At 71.4% G+C, this 14,523-nt stretch carries 14 protein-coding genes and 1 pseudogene; 7 read left to right on the forward strand and 8 right to left on the reverse strand.

Annotated elements, in window-relative coordinates; all coding sequences use genetic code 11:
- Positions 1 to 190: 190 nt before the first annotated feature.
- Complete coding sequence (locus OG787_RS41675) at positions 191 to 1,954, reverse strand: substrate-binding domain-containing protein (protein ID WP_369037512.1); 1,764 nt, start codon at positions 1,952 to 1,954, stop codon at positions 191 to 193.
- A 216-nt stretch (positions 1,955 to 2,170) separates the two neighbouring features.
- On the opposite strand from OG787_RS41675, the gene OG787_RS41680 reads away from it, so the two are divergent.
- On the forward strand, positions 2,171 to 2,971 hold the full coding sequence (locus OG787_RS41680; protein WP_369037511.1) for a CPBP family intramembrane glutamic endopeptidase: 801 nt from the start codon (positions 2,171 to 2,173) through the stop codon (positions 2,969 to 2,971).
- A 131-nt stretch (positions 2,972 to 3,102) separates the two neighbouring features.
- Here the strand turns inward: OG787_RS41680 and OG787_RS41685 are convergent, their stop codons facing one another.
- Both OG787_RS41685 and OG787_RS41690 read right to left on the reverse strand, forming a co-directional pair.
- Complete coding sequence (locus tag OG787_RS41685) at positions 3,103 to 3,912, reverse strand: PhzF family phenazine biosynthesis protein (protein ID WP_405538756.1); 810 nt, start codon at positions 3,910 to 3,912, stop codon at positions 3,103 to 3,105.
- A gap of 435 nt (positions 3,913 to 4,347) precedes the next feature.
- Positions 4,348 to 5,052, reverse strand: a complete 705-nt coding sequence (locus tag OG787_RS41690; protein WP_405538758.1) for a LuxR C-terminal-related transcriptional regulator — start codon at positions 5,050 to 5,052, stop codon at positions 4,348 to 4,350.
- 196 nt (positions 5,053 to 5,248) lie between these two features.
- On the opposite strand from OG787_RS41690, the gene OG787_RS41695 reads away from it, so the two are divergent.
- On the forward strand, positions 5,249 to 5,878 hold the full coding sequence (locus OG787_RS41695; protein ID WP_369032631.1) for a PadR family transcriptional regulator: 630 nt from the start codon (positions 5,249 to 5,251) through the stop codon (positions 5,876 to 5,878).
- A gap of 118 nt (positions 5,879 to 5,996) precedes the next feature.
- Here OG787_RS41695 and OG787_RS41700 read toward each other — a convergent pair whose 3' ends face one another.
- Both OG787_RS41700 and OG787_RS41705 read right to left on the reverse strand, forming a co-directional pair.
- Positions 5,997 to 6,425 carry an SRPBCC family protein gene (locus OG787_RS41700; RefSeq protein ID WP_369032630.1) on the reverse strand — a complete coding sequence of 143 codons (429 nt, stop codon included), beginning with the start codon at positions 6,423 to 6,425 and terminating at the stop codon, positions 5,997 to 5,999.
- A 103-nt stretch (positions 6,426 to 6,528) separates the two neighbouring features.
- A complete protein-coding gene (locus tag OG787_RS41705) occupies positions 6,529 to 6,717 on the reverse strand; it encodes a hypothetical protein (protein WP_369032629.1) in 189 nt (62 codons plus the stop codon).
- Positions 6,718 to 6,925: 208 nt separating this feature from the next.
- Between OG787_RS41705 and OG787_RS41710 the strand changes: the two genes are divergently transcribed.
- From OG787_RS41710 to OG787_RS41720, 3 genes are all read left to right on the forward strand, one after another.
- A complete protein-coding gene (locus OG787_RS41710; protein WP_405538759.1) occupies positions 6,926 to 7,510 on the forward strand; it encodes a Clp protease N-terminal domain-containing protein in 585 nt (194 codons plus the stop codon).
- Between the two features lie 92 nt (positions 7,511 to 7,602).
- Positions 7,603 to 8,604, forward strand: a complete 1,002-nt coding sequence (locus OG787_RS41715) for an EamA family transporter (RefSeq protein ID WP_405540738.1) — start codon at positions 7,603 to 7,605, stop codon at positions 8,602 to 8,604.
- Positions 8,605 to 8,840: 236 nt separating this feature from the next.
- Complete coding sequence (locus tag OG787_RS41720; RefSeq protein ID WP_405540740.1) at positions 8,841 to 9,809, forward strand: DMT family transporter; 969 nt, start codon at positions 8,841 to 8,843, stop codon at positions 9,807 to 9,809.
- Positions 9,810 to 9,812: 3 nt separating this feature from the next.
- On the opposite strand, the pseudogene OG787_RS41725 reads toward OG787_RS41720, so the two are convergent.
- Positions 9,813 to 10,675: pseudogene (locus tag OG787_RS41725) on the reverse strand (oxidoreductase).
- A 192-nt stretch (positions 10,676 to 10,867) separates the two neighbouring features.
- On the opposite strand from OG787_RS41725, the gene OG787_RS41730 reads away from it, so the two are divergent.
- Entirely contained in the window at positions 10,868 to 11,797 is a 930-nt protein-coding gene (locus tag OG787_RS41730) for a helix-turn-helix domain-containing protein (protein ID WP_369032625.1), read from the forward strand.
- A gap of 6 nt (positions 11,798 to 11,803) precedes the next feature.
- On the opposite strand, the gene OG787_RS41735 is transcribed toward OG787_RS41730, so the two are convergent.
- Both OG787_RS41735 and OG787_RS41740 read right to left on the reverse strand, forming a co-directional pair.
- Positions 11,804 to 12,436, reverse strand: coding sequence for an FMN-binding negative transcriptional regulator (locus OG787_RS41735; protein WP_369032624.1), 633 nt, complete (start codon positions 12,434 to 12,436; stop codon positions 11,804 to 11,806).
- Between the two features lie 5 nt (positions 12,437 to 12,441).
- Positions 12,442 to 13,137: a pyridoxamine 5'-phosphate oxidase family protein gene (locus tag OG787_RS41740; RefSeq protein ID WP_369032623.1), complete on the reverse strand. Its 696-nt coding sequence runs from the start codon at positions 13,135 to 13,137 to the stop codon at positions 12,442 to 12,444.
- Between the two features lie 46 nt (positions 13,138 to 13,183).
- Here OG787_RS41740 and OG787_RS41745 point away from each other — a divergent pair, with 46 nt between their 5' ends.
- Complete coding sequence (locus OG787_RS41745; RefSeq protein ID WP_405538761.1) at positions 13,184 to 14,515, forward strand: aminotransferase class I/II-fold pyridoxal phosphate-dependent enzyme; 1,332 nt, start codon at positions 13,184 to 13,186, stop codon at positions 14,513 to 14,515.
- Positions 14,516 to 14,523: the final 8 nt, after the last annotated feature.

Raw genomic sequence — 14,523 nt, forward strand, 5'->3', positions numbered from 1 at the left:
TGGCCCCCGCGGTCCCCGGCACCCGGTCTCCGCTCTCCGCTCTCCGGCACCCGGTCTCCGGCACCCGGTCCCCGGCCTCCGGCACCCGGCCTCCGGCACCCGGCCCCGGCAGCCTGCCCTCGGTACCCGGGGCCCAGGGCCTCAAGGCCCCTGGGCCCCGGCTTCAGGGGTTCTGGGGAGCAGGTGGCGGTCAGACGTCGCTGCCTGCTGCCACGATTGCCTGGAGGATTACTGTGTGGATCTGGGTCGGGTCCGTCACCTCGTAGCCTGAGCCGCCCGTTGCCGTCGCGATCTGCTGGGCTTCCTCGCGGTCGGCCTCCGGGCCTACCGCGATCATGATCAGCGGTACTGGGCGTTCGGGGTCGGTGAGTTGCTGGAGTCCGCGGATCAGGGCGGCGCGCGAGATGCTGCCGGGGTCCTCGTTCACGCCGTCGGTCAGGATGACCAGTGCGTTGAACTTGCCCTTCGCGTACGAGGACGTCGCCGACTTGTAGGCGGCCAGGGTCGTGTCGTAGAGGCCCGTCGCGCCGCCCGGGACCGGTTCCAGGTCGCCGAACGCCGTCGAGAGGCGGTCGCGCTGGGTGCCGTTGCCTTTGCGGTCGCCCAGGCGTTCCGTCGGGACCAGGACGCGGTAGTCCTTGGCGCCGTCCAGCTTCGTGGAGAACTCCCACAGGCCGATCTCGTCCTCGGGGGTGAAGGTGGCGAGGGCCTGGAGGAGTGATGCCTTTGTGACGTCCATCCGGGTTCGGGCCGTGCCCGGCACCGGCTCCGTCATGGAGAAGGACGCGTCGACGACCGTTGTGATCCGGGCGCTCTGCACGGTGATCGTCCAGGTGCCGAGGGCCTCCTGGAGCGCCGCCGCCGACGCGGGTTCGCCGGCCGTGCGCGCGTACGGCTGCGGGGCACGGCCGCCCGCCCGGGCGATCAGCGCGCTCGGGGCCTCATCGGTGTCGGTCCGGAAGCCCTGCCGCTCCAGGAGCTTGTGCTGCTCGGGCTCGCGCAGAAACGTCATGAAGCGGATCGCTGCCCGGCTTTGGTCGGTTGTCAGTTCTGTGCCGTCGATCAGGGTGTACGGGTAGTCGAGCCGGGGTGATCCGTCCTCGGGGTAGAACATGCCCAGGTTCTGGGCCTTGTCCGCCGACGAGTTGTACGCGTACGCCGCCTGTTCGGACAGGACGAGGGTCCGGTTGCGTTTGGGGTTGCCCTGTTCGGTGCCCGAGGAGTCGCGGGGCAGGGTGTCCAGAACCTGGCCGTCGCTGTCGGAGACACGCTGTGACAGGGCCTTCATCAGGGCGGCGGCCTGGGTGGCGCCGTCCTTCGTCTTCGCGGCGGCCGTGCCGAGCTGGGTCAGGGCCAGCAGGCCCGTCGCGCTGCGCGCCGGGTCGGCCGCGCCCAGCGCCAGGTCGTCGTTCTCCAGGGTGGCGCCGACCAGCTCCGTCCAGGAGTACGTCTTCCGCGGCCACCCCAGTGCCTTCGCGGCGGCCGGCACCACGGCCACGCCCACCGGGGTCGAGGCGACGTTGCCGACGGCGGTCACCTGGGTCGCCCTTCCGTCGGCCGTGACGCGCTCGACCCAGACGTCCGAGTCGGGCACCCAGATCTGGGCGTCGGCCGGCTTGCCCGCGCGCAGCGCGTCCGCGACCTTGTACGAGTCCCGGGCGGTCACCTCGATGTCGAGGCAGCGCCCGTCGGAGGTGACGCCCTCGTCGTGGGCCCGGTCCGCCGCGGATTCCAGGGCGGGAGCCAGGTCCGGGGAGGCGGCGAGCGTCAGTCGTACCGGGTCGTCCCGGCACGACGAACCGAACGAGAGCAGACCGGTCTGCACGGCGACCGCCGTGCCTCCGGCGATGGTGAGGACGAGCGCCGTGGCGATGGCGACCGTGCGGCGGCGGGTGCGTGGACGGGGGTCGCCGGTGCCCGGTTCAGGTCGATCGGGCAAGCTGTGACGTCCCATGACGGTGGGGTCCTTCCCTGGTGAACAGAACACGTGGCGCGAAACAGCCGTATGAGCTGAATCGGCTGCATGGGCCGTATGGCAGGGAAAGGGGAGGCACGCCGGGAGAGGCGTCCGCCCCCCAACGGCCTGTCGCGCAGGTTCTTCGCAACTTCTTTCGAGACCCTAGCGGGGCGAGGACGGGGATGCGGCGGGATTGAACAACTGGAGGCAGGAGTGCAGGTGGAGGCGGGCGCGGTGGCTGATTCTTTTCCTGAGGAGCGGCCGTCGCGACGGATGCTCCGGGACGAGACGCTGTTGGTTCTGGGGCTTTCGCTCGGCGCGAGCGGTATCTCCTCCTTGATCAGCTTTGTCGGATCAGTCACGAAACCGGGAGGCCTCAAGGACCAGGCGGCCACCCTCAACGCCTCGGCCGCGCCGGGCCGCCCATGGCTGGATCTGGCCTGGCAGCTCTTCGGCATCACGACGTCTCTGGTACCGGTCGCGCTGGTCGCGCACTTCCTGCTGCGCGAGGGCAAGGGGCTGCGGACGCTGGGCTTCGACCGCACCCGGCCCTGGTCCGACCTCGGCCGAGGGGCCGCGATCGCGGCGGTGATCGGCAGCAGCGGAATCGCCTTCTACCTGGCGGCACGTGGTCTCGGCTTCAACCTCACGGTGGTGCCGGAGGCGCTGCCCGAGGTGTGGTGGAAGTACCCGGTGCTGATCCTCTCGGCGGTGCAGAACGCCGTACTGGAGGAAGTGATCGTCGTCGCGTATCTGCTGCGGCGGCTGAACCAGCTGGGGTGGACACCGGGGACGGCTCTGGTGGCCAGTTCCGTACTGCGGGGGTCGTACCACCTGTACCAGGGCATCGGCGGGTTCATCGGCAACATGGTGATGGGCGTGGTGTTCGTGTATCTCTACCGGCGGTGGGGGCGGGTGGGGCCCCTGGTCGTGGCGCATTCGCTGCTCGACATCGGGGCGTTCGTGGGGTATGCGCTGCTGGCGGGGAAGGTGCCGTGGCTGCCTGTCGCGTGAGCGGTTCGGAGGGGGCGGGGCGGGGGTGAATTAGGGGTGAGGCAGGGGTGAGGCAGGGGTGATTCAAGGATGAGTTGAGGGGCGTACGAGGGTTTCGTACGCCCCTTTTGTGTGGCCGGGATGCCTTGGCTCTAGACGAGCAGTTCGCCGTCGATGGTGGTGATCGCCCGGCCGGTCAGCAGGGTGCGGTCGCCGCGGAGTTCCGTGCGGACCAGGCCGCTGCGGGCGGAGGCCTGGAGGCCGGTGAGGTCGTTGCGGCCCAGGCGCTCGGACCAGTAGGGGGCGAGGGCCGTGTGGGCGCTGCCGGTGACCGGGTCCTCGTCGATGCCGATCCGCGGGAAGAAGCAGCGCGAGACGAAGTCGTAGCCGTCGGCGGGGTTGTCGGCGCGGGCGGTGACGATGATGCCGCGTTCCGAGTGGGCGGCGAGGGCCTTGAGGTCGGGGGAGAGGCCCAGGACCGTCTTCTCGTCGGCGACCTCGATCAGCAGGTCGTTGATGTTCGGGCCGGTGTCGAAGGCCGTGAGGGGCTCGGCGCCCAGGGCCTCGGTGAGTCCGGCGGGGGGCTCTACGCGGGTGAGCGGGGCGGTCGGGAAGTCGAGGGTGATCGAGCCGTCCTCGCGGGGTGTCGCGATGAGGACACCGCTGAGGGTCGCGAATCGTACGGGGCCTGTGTGGGCGCCTGTGGTGTGCAGGACGTGGGCCGTGGCGAGGGTGGCGTGGCCGCACATCGCGACTTCGGCGGCGGGGGTGAACCAGCGCAGGGCCCAGTCGGCGTTGCCGCCCTTGGGGAGGGGGTGGGTGAATGCCGTCTCGGCGTGGTTGACCTCGAGGGCGATTCGCTGGAGGCGGGTGTCGTCTGGGAAGGCGTCGAGGAGCATGACGCCGGCGGGGTTGCCGGCGAAGGGGTGGTCTGTGAAGGCGTCGACGATTCGAATGCGCATGGGATGACGCTAGGGGGGTGGTGGGGTGGGGGGCCAAGGCCAATTCGGGGGTGTTGGACCTGGTTGGGGGGTGGGGGTTTGGGTGGTGAGGGTTTTCGCCCCCGCCGCCCCTACCCGTTCCCATCCCTGGGGGCTGCGCCCCCAGACCCCCGCTGTCGGCCTGAACGGCCTCGTCCTCAAACGCCGGACGGGCTGGAGGGTGGTGGCGCGCTCGTCCTCAAGCGCTGGACGGGCTGGGTGGTGGGGGTGCGGGTGGGTGGGAAAGGGGCTCGCGCTGGATGTGCTTTCCTCAAGCGCCGGACGGCTGGAGTGGCGGGCGCGGGTGGGAGGGTCCCGCTGGACGCGCTTGTCCTCAGACGCCGGACGGGCTGGAATGCCCCGGTCGGTGCTGAAGAGGCACCGCCTGTGCTGTGGAAGCGGTGAAGGTGGAGGGTGTCAGGCTGCCGTTGGGCGTACGAGGCCTGACTCGTACGCGAAGACCACCGCCTGTACGCGTGCGCGGGCGCCGATCTTGGCGAGGATGCGGCTGACGTGGGATTTGACCGTGGTCGGGGAGATGGACAGGCGGGTGGCGATCTCGGTGTTGGACCAGCCGGCGGCTACCGCGGTGAGGACGTCGCGTTCGCGTCGGGTGAGGGTGTCGAGTTCTGTCTCCCGGTGGAGTGGGCCGGTGGTGTGTTCGTGGCGGACGGTGTCGATCAGGGCTCGGGTGAGGCTGGGGGTCGTGACGGCGTCTCCGGCGGCCACTATGCGGACGGCCGCGGCCAGTTCCCCGGGGGTGGCGTCCTGGGGGAGGAAGCCGCCGGCTCCGGCGCGCAGGGCCGCGTAGGCGTGCCGCTCGTGGTCGGTGGGGGTCAGGAGCAGTACGCGCGGGCGGTGGTGTTTGGTGGTTCTGGCTGACTCCGTGATCGGGAGCAGGGTGGGAGGGCGGGTGATGCGGCTGATGACGTCGACCCCGTCCGTGTCGACCACCGAGGTGTCCATCAGGACTACGTCGGGGCCGAGTGCGGCACTCATGCGCACTGCCTCGGCACCGCTCGTTGCCTCGCCCACGGCGGTCAGGTCGGGCTCGGCGGCGAGGAGCATGCGCAGGCCGAGACGCTGTAGGGACTGACGGTGGGCGACGAGTACGGAGGCCATGGCGGGCACTCTCCTTGTACGAAACTGTTTCGTTCACTTCGGTATTCGTCAGCCTAGCTCTCGGCGCTATCGAAACGGCTTCGTTTCTGGTGTGGTCTGGGTCACTTCTTTTTGGGGGTTGTCGCTCGCACAGTTCCGATATATCGTTGACGCATCGCGACAGATCAACGACAAGGCAACGAATGGAGTGGTTGCGATGCGTTCCCATGGAGAGGAATTCGGTCCGGGCTTCGGTTCCGGACGCGGACACGGTCATGGTGGTCCCGGGCGGCGAGCCGCCTTCGGTCCCTTCGGGCCCGGTTTCGGCGGCCCCGGCGGTCCTGGTGGTCCTGGCTTCGGCCCGGGTCCCTGGGGCGGGCGCGGCGGCCGGGGCGGACCGCGGGGCAGGGCACGGCGCGGTGATGTCCGCGCATCGATCCTGGCCCTGCTGAAGGACCGGCCCATGCATGGCTACGAGATGATCCAGGAGATCGCCGAGCGCAGCGGTGGGGCGTGGAAGCCCAGCCCCGGCTCGGTCTACCCCACCCTTCAGCTGCTGGAGGACGAGGGCCTGATCGTCAGTGAGACCGAGGGCGGCAAGAAGCTGTTCTCGCTCACCGAGGCCGGCCGTACGGCGGCCGACGAGGGTCCCGACGCGCCCTGGGAAGAGGCCGGGCGCGGCGTCGACTGGGAGGCACTGAACGACATCCGCCAGGCCGGCTTCGGTCTGATGGAGGCCTTCGGCCAGGTCTGGAAGACGGGCAGCAAGGAGCAGCGCGAGAAGGCGCTCACGGTCATCGGTGATGCCCGTAAGAAGCTGTATCTGATCCTCGCCGACGAGGACTGATGGGTCGTCCTCGGAGACGTGTTCGCCCCTGGCGACCTGTCTCCCTGATGCGCACTGGCGCCCCGCGGAAGTGTCCGCGGGGCGCCTTTGTGCTGTCGTACGGCGCCAACGGGCGGGCTCAGGCCACCAGGCCGGCCAGTTTGCGCAGGGACTCGTTCAGGGCCGCCGTTCCCGAGTCCTTCAGCTTGCCGGCCATCAGGGAGACCGCCGCGCCGGTGAACTCGCCGTCGATCCGGACCGTCGTGGCGTCGCCGTCGGGCGTGAGCGTGTAGCGCGTGGCGACGGTCACGGCCATCGGGCCCTTGCCCCGGATCGACAGGGTGCGGGCGGGCTCCAACTCGTCGATGGTCCACTCGACCTCGGCCGGGAAGCCCATCAGTTTCATGTTCTCCTCGAAGGTGCCGCCGACCTCCAGCGCGGAGGGGCCGCCCTTCGGGAAGCTCGTGTGGGTCGCGTTCCACTCTCCGTACGCCGGCCAGTCCGTCAGCTGCGCCCAGACCTTCTCCGCCGGTGCCTGGATGCGTGCCTCCGCGCTTATTTCGGCCATGCGACCACCTCTGTGTCTCGGGCTGCGGTGTCGCGGAACGTAGCCGTAAGGGCCGGAACATTCAATACTGACGAGCAGTCAGGTTCGTGGTTGGGGGGCGGGGTCAGCTCACCCGCCGTATCACCGCCGCGTCGAACAGGTCCCACGCGCGTGGGAAGGGGCCTTCCTCGTGGCAGTGCCATGCCTCCCAGAACAGGTCGGCCGGCAGCGCGTCCTCCGGGGCGTAGACCCGGTAGACGTACTGCCGGCCGTCCGTGGCCGGCAGCGCCACCAGCCAGCACCTGCTCTCCATGTTGGAGTGGGACGTGCGAGGGCGGGCCCCGGTTGCGCCCGGGGCGTGCGGCAAGGGTGTGTGCGCCCCTTGCGTCGACTTCGGGTCGAAGCGGCGTGATGTCATCCGTAAGGAGGAGATTCCGCCCCCGATGCCCACCTTCCGTGGGACGCGGAAATGGTGCGCCACGGGGATGACCGGATCGACTGGGACTGATGGGGTAGGGGATGTGCAACCCCGTATTCCCCGGCAGTCGACCACTGAGCACGGTGCGAACCGCGTGGACAGCGATGCCAGGCTCACCGCAGAGCTGGCAGCGGTGGTGGCCGGTGCGCGCAGACGGGCACTGCGGGACGGGGACCGGCAGATCGACACGGCCCATCTGCTGCACACCCTCCTGGAGTCCGATCCCGAGGTGCGCGCGGTGTTCGAGGCCGACAGTCCGCAGGTCGCGCGGCTGCTCGGCTATCTCGTGCAGCGCAGCATCGGGTACGGGCTGCGCTGGCAGGGCTCCGTCGAGGATTCCGGGGCACTGCCCGTACTCCCCGGGGCGGCTGGTACGGCCGTCGGCTGGTCGCCGGTCGCGGCGGGGGCGCTGGAGGAGGCGTGCGAGCGGGCCGGGCGGCGCGGTGACCCACGCGCGCGTGGCGTCGATCTGCTCGCGGCCATCGTCGGGGATCCGGAGTCCCGGGCCGTCGAGGTGCTCGGGCGGGGCGGAGTCGACGCGGGGGAGTTGGTGGCACGGCTGCGACAGGCCGAATCGCCGGTGGTGGGGTGGGAGGAGTACGTCTGGGGTACTGACGGCGGCGGCTGAGGTGTGGGTCCGCTCGGCGGGCTCCGGTGGGCCGTCCAGCTCGTGAGACAGGTGTCATCGGGGGTGACGGTCATGTCGTCGCCTGTCATCATGTGCCGGTGCGTACGTCAGGGAGCGGTGAGGTCGGTCGGGGCAGGGGTGTCGGGCTCGGGCTCGCGCTGGTGTCGGCGGTCGCGTTCGGCGGGTCCGGGGTCGCGGCCAAGCCGTTGATCGAGGCGGGACTCGACCCCCTGCACGTCGTGTGGCTGCGCGTGACGGGCGCCGCTCTCGTGATGCTGCCCCTGGCCGTGCGGCACCGCGCGCTGGTGCGTCGGCGGCCCGCGCTGCTCGCCGGGTTCGGACTGCTCGCCGTGGCCGGCGTCCAGGCCTTCTACTTCGCCTCGATCTCCCGCATCCCCGTAGGGGTCGCCCTGCTCGTCGAGTACCTCGCGCCCGCGCTCGTGCTCGGCTGGGTGCGGTTCGTGCAGCGGCGGCCCGTGACCCGCGCCGCCGCCCTCGGTGTCGTCCTCGCGGTCGGCGGGCTCGCCTGTGTCGTCGAGGTGTGGTCCGGGCTGAGCTTCGACGCCATGGGGCTGCTGCTCGCGCTCGCCGCCGCGTGCTGCCAGGTCGGCTACTTCGTCCTGTCCGACCAGGGCAGCGACGCGGGCGACGAGGCGCCCGACCCGCTCGGCGTCATCGCGTACGGCCTCCTGGTCGGCGCCCTCGTGCTGACCGTCGTGGCGCGTCCGTGGAGTATGGACTGGTCCGTGCTCGCGGGCACCGCGGACATGGACGGCACACCGGTCGCGGCCGGGCTGTTGCTGGGCTGGATCGTGCTCGCCGCCACGGTCGTCGCGTACGTCACGGGCGTGCTCTCCGTGCGGCGGCTCTCGCCGCAGGTCGCCGGTGTCGTGGCGTGTCTGGAGGCGGTCGTCGCGACCGTGCTGGCCTGGGTGCTGCTGGGCGAGCATCTGTCGGCGCCGCAGATCGTCGGGGGCGTGATCGTGCTCGTGGGCGCGTTCATCGCACAGTCCTCGGCTCCCGCCAAGGGGTCGGCCGAGCCGGTCGCCCGCGGCCCCGAAAAGGATGTGGCGGCCCGTCGTACCGCCGCGTAGGGTCGCGATCATGCACGCGCGAGCACTCGTCCTTCCGCCTCCGGCCGTCTGAGGCGGGCTTCCCCGAGAACATGTCCGACGCATCGACTCGACGTCGGGCTGAACGGTTCTGCCCGCAGACGAAGTCCGAGGACCCCCGTCGAGCCTTGAGGGCCCGGGTCCTTTCGTCATCTTCCGCGCGGTCGCCGCCCTTCGGCCGGTCCCCACGCGGCTGCGGAGAGACTCTCGTGTCGAACGTGTCGAACGCCGTTTCCGGCCTGCCCATCGGGCGGGGCCTGCTCTTTCTGATCGTCGCCGGTGCCGCCTGGGGCACCGCGGGTGCCGCCGCCTCCCTCGTCTACCGGGTGAGCGACATGGGGCCCGTCGCCCTCTCCTTCTGGCGCTGCGCGGGCGGCTTCGTGCTGTTGCTCCTCGTCCGGTCGCTGTTCTGCCGTACGGGGACGGCCGTCAGGTCCGGGCCGTGGCGCCGCAAGGCTCTGCGTGCCGGGGTCACCGGGCTCTCGCTCGCCGTGTTCCAGACCGCCTACTTCGCCTCCGTCCAGGCCACCGGCCTCGCGGTCGCCACCGTCGTCACACTGGGCGCCGGGCCCGTCCTCATCGCGCTGGGCGCCCGGCTGACCATGGGTGAGCGGCTGGGCGCGGGCGGGACCGTCGCCGTCGCCGGGGCGCTCACCGGGCTTGCCGTGCTGGTGCTGGGCAGCGGCGGCGCCGAGGTCCGGCCGTCGGGTGTCGCCTGGGCCGCGCTGTCGGCGGCCGGGTACGCCCTGATGACCCTCCTCACCCGGTGGTGGGGGCGGGACGGGGAGACGGACGCGTTCGGTGCGTCCGTCAGGGCCTTCGGCGTCACCACGCTGTGCCTGCTGCCGTTCGCGCTCGCCGAGGGGCTCCTGCCGCACACCGGCGACGGCCTGCGGTTCATCGGGTTGGTGGTGTACGTCGCTGCCGTGCCGACCGCCCTCGCGTACGGGCTGTACTTCGCGGGGGCGGCCGTCGTCCGCTCGGCGACCGTTTCCGTGATCATGCTGTTGGAACCGGTGAGCGCGGCGGTCCTCGCCGTCACCCTGCTCGGTGAGCGGCTGACGGCGGCGACCGTCGTGGGCACCCTGCTGATGCTGGGCGCGGTGGCGGGGCTCGCGGTGGCGGAGACGCGCGGTGCCCGTGCCGGTGTGCTGGAGCGTGCCGAACCCGGAGGGGCGTTCGGCTGAGGCTCAGGCGTCCTGCGAAGGGTCCTTCGCGTCGCCGATCGCGTCCAGTTCCGCGATGGCGTCCGCCGGCAGCGTCAGGTCCGCCGCCGCGATGTTCTCGCGGAGGTGGGCGCGTTTCGCCGACGCTGGAGCAGCCAGGCCAGGGCGACCTGCTGCGGCGAGGCGCCGAGACGGGCGGCGACCTCGGTGAGGGTCCGCGACTGGAGCGGGGTGAAGCCGCCGAGCGGGAAGAAGGGCGCGAAGGCGATGTTCTCCGCCGCGCACCGCTCGACCAGCGCGTCGTCCTCCCGGTTGGCCAGGTTGTAGAGGTTCTGCACGGTGACGACCGGGGCGATGGCCTGCGCCTCGGTCAACTGGGCGGAGCTGACCGCACTGACCCCGAGATGCCGGATCAGGCCTTCCTTCTGTAGCTCGGCCAGGACCCCGAACTGCTCGCTGAGCGGCTGCTCACCGGCCATCTCGTCCGCACCGACCCGCAGGTTCACCACGTCGAGGACGTCCACGCCGAGGTTCCGGAGGTTGTCGTGGACGGCCGACCTGAGGCTCTCGGGGTCCAGCGCGGGCAGCCAGCTGGCGTCGCTGCCGCGCCGGGCGCCCACCTTGGTGACGATGCGGAGGTCGGCGGGGTAGGGGGACAGGGCCTTCCTGATGAGTTCGTTGACGACCGTGGGTCCGTAGAAGTCGCTGGTGTCGATGTGGGTGATGCCCCGGTCGACGGCCTCGCGCAGCACCGCCACGGCCTCGTCGGGGTCCTTGGGCGGCCCGAACACATGGGGGCCCGCCAGTTGCATGGCGCCGTACCCCATACGGGTCAGGGTCAGACCCTCGGCCGGGGTGAGGGTTCCGCCGGAGACGGTGTCGGCCATGGTGTTGCCTTTCGTCGCGTACCGCTGAGGTGGTCGTCGGACGTCGTCGGACGACGTGAGTCGTCAGCGGGTGTCGTTCGTCGTGGTCCGGACCGACTCTGCCGCGATCCGTACCCGGGTGGCAGTACCCCGATGTTCCTGGGGGCGACAGGGACACCCACATCCCGGGCCGTCCGCTCTACGGTGGTGGGTATGGACGCCAACAACGTGCTCGGTGAGTTTCTGCGGGCCCGCCGGGAGCTGGTCCGGCCCGAGGACGTAGGGCTCAGCGGCGGCGGTCTGCGGCGGGTGCCCGGGCTGCGCCGGGAGGAGGTCGCGACGCTCGCTGGCATCAGCTCCGACTACTACCTGCGGCTTGAGCAGGGACGGGACCGCAATCCGTCCGTCCAGGTGCTCGAAGCGCTCGCCCGGGTGCTGCGCCTCGACGCCGACGCGACCCGCCACCTGGTCGGCCTGACGGGAACCGGGCGGCGGCCCGCACCGCGCAGACGGGCGGCGAAACCGGCCCAGGTGCCGATGACCATCCGGAAGCTCATCGACGGCTGGACCACGAACCCCGCCTATGTGCAGGACCGGTACACCGACGTGCTCGCGGCGAACGCGCTGTGCCGCGCGCTGTCCCCGGACTACGTCCCCGGCGTGAACCTGCTGCGGTCCGTGTTCCTCGACCCCGCCGCGCGCGAACTGCACCGCGACTGGGAGGACCTGACCGCCGGGATCGTCGCGAGCGTGCGGGCGAGGGCCGGCGCCGACGTCGACGATCCGCGCCTGGTCGAACTGGTCGGGGAGCTGTCCCTGCGCAGTGAGCGCTTCCGGGTGCTCTGGGGGCGCCACGACGTCGTCCCCATGCGCGCACGCGTCAGCAAGCTGTCCCACCCCCAGGTCGGCGACCTCGACCTGTACTGCGACAAGCTTGACATCGGCAGCTCGGACGGCCTCCTCCTCGTCGTCTTCCACGCCGAGCCCGGCAGCCGTGACGCGGAGCTGCTGGGGCTGCTGGGGAGCCTCAACGCCCCGGAATTCGCCGGGCGTACGAAGGCCGACGAGCAGCAACCGGAGCAGCGGCCGCGGCGGCACGGTGACGCGTCGGTCGCCGACGAGCCGAACGCCGACGGGAGTTGAGGTCCGCTACAGACCCCGCCTGCGCCGCTGAACCGCCGACGCCGCCGCGTCCCGTGGCCTGCCCCGCGCCGCAAGACCGGCCGCGATACGGTCCTGGACCTCGGCGGGCTTCTTCTCGGCGTACTTGAACTTCGCCCGTACGTCCGTCACTTCGAGCCTGATGCCACGGATACCGGCGAGCATCCGCCCGTACGGCTCCTCGCCCGCCGCCACCCGTGCCGACCCGCCCTCCGGCTGGAAGTGGCCCATCTGGCGGTTGAGCAGGGCGGCCTTCTCCGTCGGGTCGTCCACGACGTGGGCGGTGCAGTGGAGTTGGACGGCCGCGTAGAAGCTCGTCGGGGTGCCGTGCTCGGGCGGGCCGTCCGGTGCGGCCTGCCACGGGCCGGGGATGAACGTGTAGTCGTCGACCACGCTGAGCAGCACGGCCGGGTTCCTCTCCAGCGCGGGCCAGAGCGGGTTGGGGCGGGCCAGGTGGGTGACCGCTTCGGCGCGCTCGGGGTCGTAGGCGAAGTGCAGCGGCTGGACGTACGGCGCCTCGCCCGGCAGGCCGCTCACCGCGAGCTGGCCGAAGTCGTGGACGGACAGCCACTGTTGCCACTCCGCGTCCTCGCGCGGCGCGTCCCAGGGATGGATCAGCATCTGGATCAGAGAGCCTCGAGATAGCCGGGAAGCTGGGTGCCGGGCGCCAACTCGGCGTCGGAGATGGGGGTTTCGTAGCCCTTGCGCAGCGGGACCACGCCGGCCCAGTGGGGGAGGGCGAGGTCCTCGGGCTCGTCGTTCACCCCGCCCGTGCGCACCTTCGCGGAGACCTCAGCGAGGTCGATGCGGATCACGGCGGTGGCGGCGAGTTCCTTGGCGTTGGCGGGCCGTGAGTCGGCCGAGCGGCCGGCCACGACGTTGTCGACCAGGACGTCCAGGGCGAGGCGCTTCTCGTCCGGGTCCGTCACCTGGTGGGCGAGGCCGTGGACGACCACCGAGCGGTAGTTGATCGAGTGGTGGAAGGCGGACCGGGCCAGGATCAGCGCGTCCACGTGCGTGACCGTGAGGCAGACCGGCAGCCCCGGATCCGCCTTGCCCGTCATCCGCAGCGGGCGCGAGCCCGTCGATCCGTGCACGTAGAGACGCTCGCCTAGCCGCCCGTACAGCGTCGGCAGCACGACCGGCGCGCCGTCCCGGACGAAGCCGAGGTGGCACACGTACCCCTCGTCGAGGATCGCGTGCACCGACTCCTTGTCGTACGAGGCCCGGTTGGGGGAGCGGGTGGGGACCGTGCGGTCGGTCGGGGGGTAGGTGTCGTCGGCTGTGCTCTGTGCTGCGTCCTCTGCGGTGGTCCCCGGCATCGTGGTCTCCTTGCGGTCCATATTGCACTAGTGCATAATCTCTGTTGTGCTAGGAGAATATCCGATCGAAGGTCGGGGTGCAGCAGAGATTTCCGCGAGCGTCGAACGCGCGGTGGGTGCCGGGGAGCTGGAACCCGGTCAACTGCTGCCGCCCATGCGGGAGTTGGCGGAGCGGCTCGGGGTGAATCCCAATACGGTCGCCGCCGCCTATCGCACGCTGCGGGAACGCGGGGTCATCGAGACGCATGGGCGGCGCGGCAGCCGGGTGCGCTCCAAGCCGGCCACCACCGGGCGCGAGTACATCCGGGTGGAGGTGCCGTCCGGTGTACGGGACGTGGCGGACGGCAACCCCGATCCGGCGCTGCTGCCCTCACTTGCGGCGGCGTTCGCGGCGGCCGGCGAACAGGGTGACCGGGCGCCGGTGCTCTACGGGTCCGCCACCGTGGAACCGGAGCTGGCCAGGATCGCCCGCGCCGACCTCGACGCCGACGGTGTGCCCGACGGACCCCTCGCCGTCACCTCCGGTGCGCTGGACAGCATCGAGCGCATCCTCGCCGTACACCTCAAGCCCGGTGACACCGTCGCTGTCGAGGACCCCGGGTGGGGCGGGCTGCTGGACCTCGTACCGGCGCTCGGGCTGCGTATGGTCCCGGTGGGTGTCGACGACGAGGGGCCGCTCGCCGAGGACGTACGGCGGGCGTTGGCGGCCGGGGCCCGGGCGCTGATCGTCACGGACCGGGCGCAGAACCCGACCGGGGCGGTCGTGAGCGCCACGCGTGCGCGTGCCCTGCGTTCTGTCCTCCGGGAGCACCCGGAGACCCTGCTCATCGAGGACGACCACGGCTACCGGATCGTCGACCAGCCCCTCCACCCGCTGGCCGGGACCACCCGGCACTGGGCCTTCGTCCGCTCGGTCGCCAAGGCGTACGGCCCCGACCTGCGCCTGGCCGTCCTCACCGGCGACCCCGTCACTGTCGACCGGGTCCGGGGGCGGCAGCGGCTCGGGCCGGGGTGGGTCAGCCGGCTGCTCCAACGGGCCGTCGTGCGGCTGTGGGCCGACGACGCGCTGGACGCGCGCGCGGTGGCCTCGGCGTACGGGCGGCGCCGGGACGCGCTGATCGACGCGCTCGCGCGGCGCGGGGTCGCGGCCCATGGGCGCAGCGGGCTGAACGTGTGGATCCCGGTCCCGGACGAGACCGGCGCGGTCGCCCGGCTGCTGCATGCGGGGTGGGCTGTCGCCCCTGGAGCCCGCTTCCGGATGAACGCGCCGTCCGGGATCAGGGTGACTGTGGCGACGCTTACGGAGGTGGAGACGGGGCTGCTGGCGGATGCGATTGCTTCGGCTGTGGGGTCGGTGGGGGCGCGGACCTACGTCTAGGAGCGGAC

The sequence above is a fragment of the Streptomyces sp. NBC_00075 genome, from assembly GCF_045041225.1.
Lineage (GTDB): Bacteria > Actinomycetota > Actinomycetes > Streptomycetales > Streptomycetaceae > Streptomyces > Streptomyces adonidis.

Excerpts from the sequence above, each read along its gene's own strand:
- OG787_RS41730 (WP_369032625.1), top strand. The coding sequence starts at position 10,868 with ATGGACGCCAACAACGTGCTCGGTGAGTTTCTGCGGGCCCGCCGGGAG.
- OG787_RS41695 (WP_369032631.1), top strand. The coding sequence starts at position 5,249 with ATGCGTTCCCATGGAGAGGAATTCGGTCCGGGCTTCGGTTCCGGACGC.
- OG787_RS41685 (WP_405538756.1), bottom strand. The coding sequence starts at position 3,912 with ATGCGCATTCGAATCGTCGACGCCTTCACAGACCACCCCTTCGCCGGC.
- OG787_RS41700 (WP_369032630.1), bottom strand. The coding sequence starts at position 6,425 with ATGGCCGAAATAAGCGCGGAGGCACGCATCCAGGCACCGGCGGAGAAG.
- OG787_RS41705 (WP_369032629.1), bottom strand. The coding sequence starts at position 6,717 with ATGGAGAGCAGGTGCTGGCTGGTGGCGCTGCCGGCCACGGACGGCCGG.
- OG787_RS41740 (WP_369032623.1), bottom strand. The coding sequence starts at position 13,137 with ATGCCGGGGACCACCGCAGAGGACGCAGCACAGAGCACAGCCGACGAC.
- OG787_RS41690 (WP_405538758.1), bottom strand. The coding sequence starts at position 5,052 with ATGGCCTCCGTACTCGTCGCCCACCGTCAGTCCCTACAGCGTCTCGGC.
- OG787_RS41675 (WP_369037512.1), bottom strand. The coding sequence starts at position 1,954 with ATGGGACGTCACAGCTTGCCCGATCGACCTGAACCGGGCACCGGCGAC.
- OG787_RS41735 (WP_369032624.1), bottom strand. The coding sequence starts at position 12,436 with ATGCTGATCCATCCCTGGGACGCGCCGCGCGAGGACGCGGAGTGGCAA.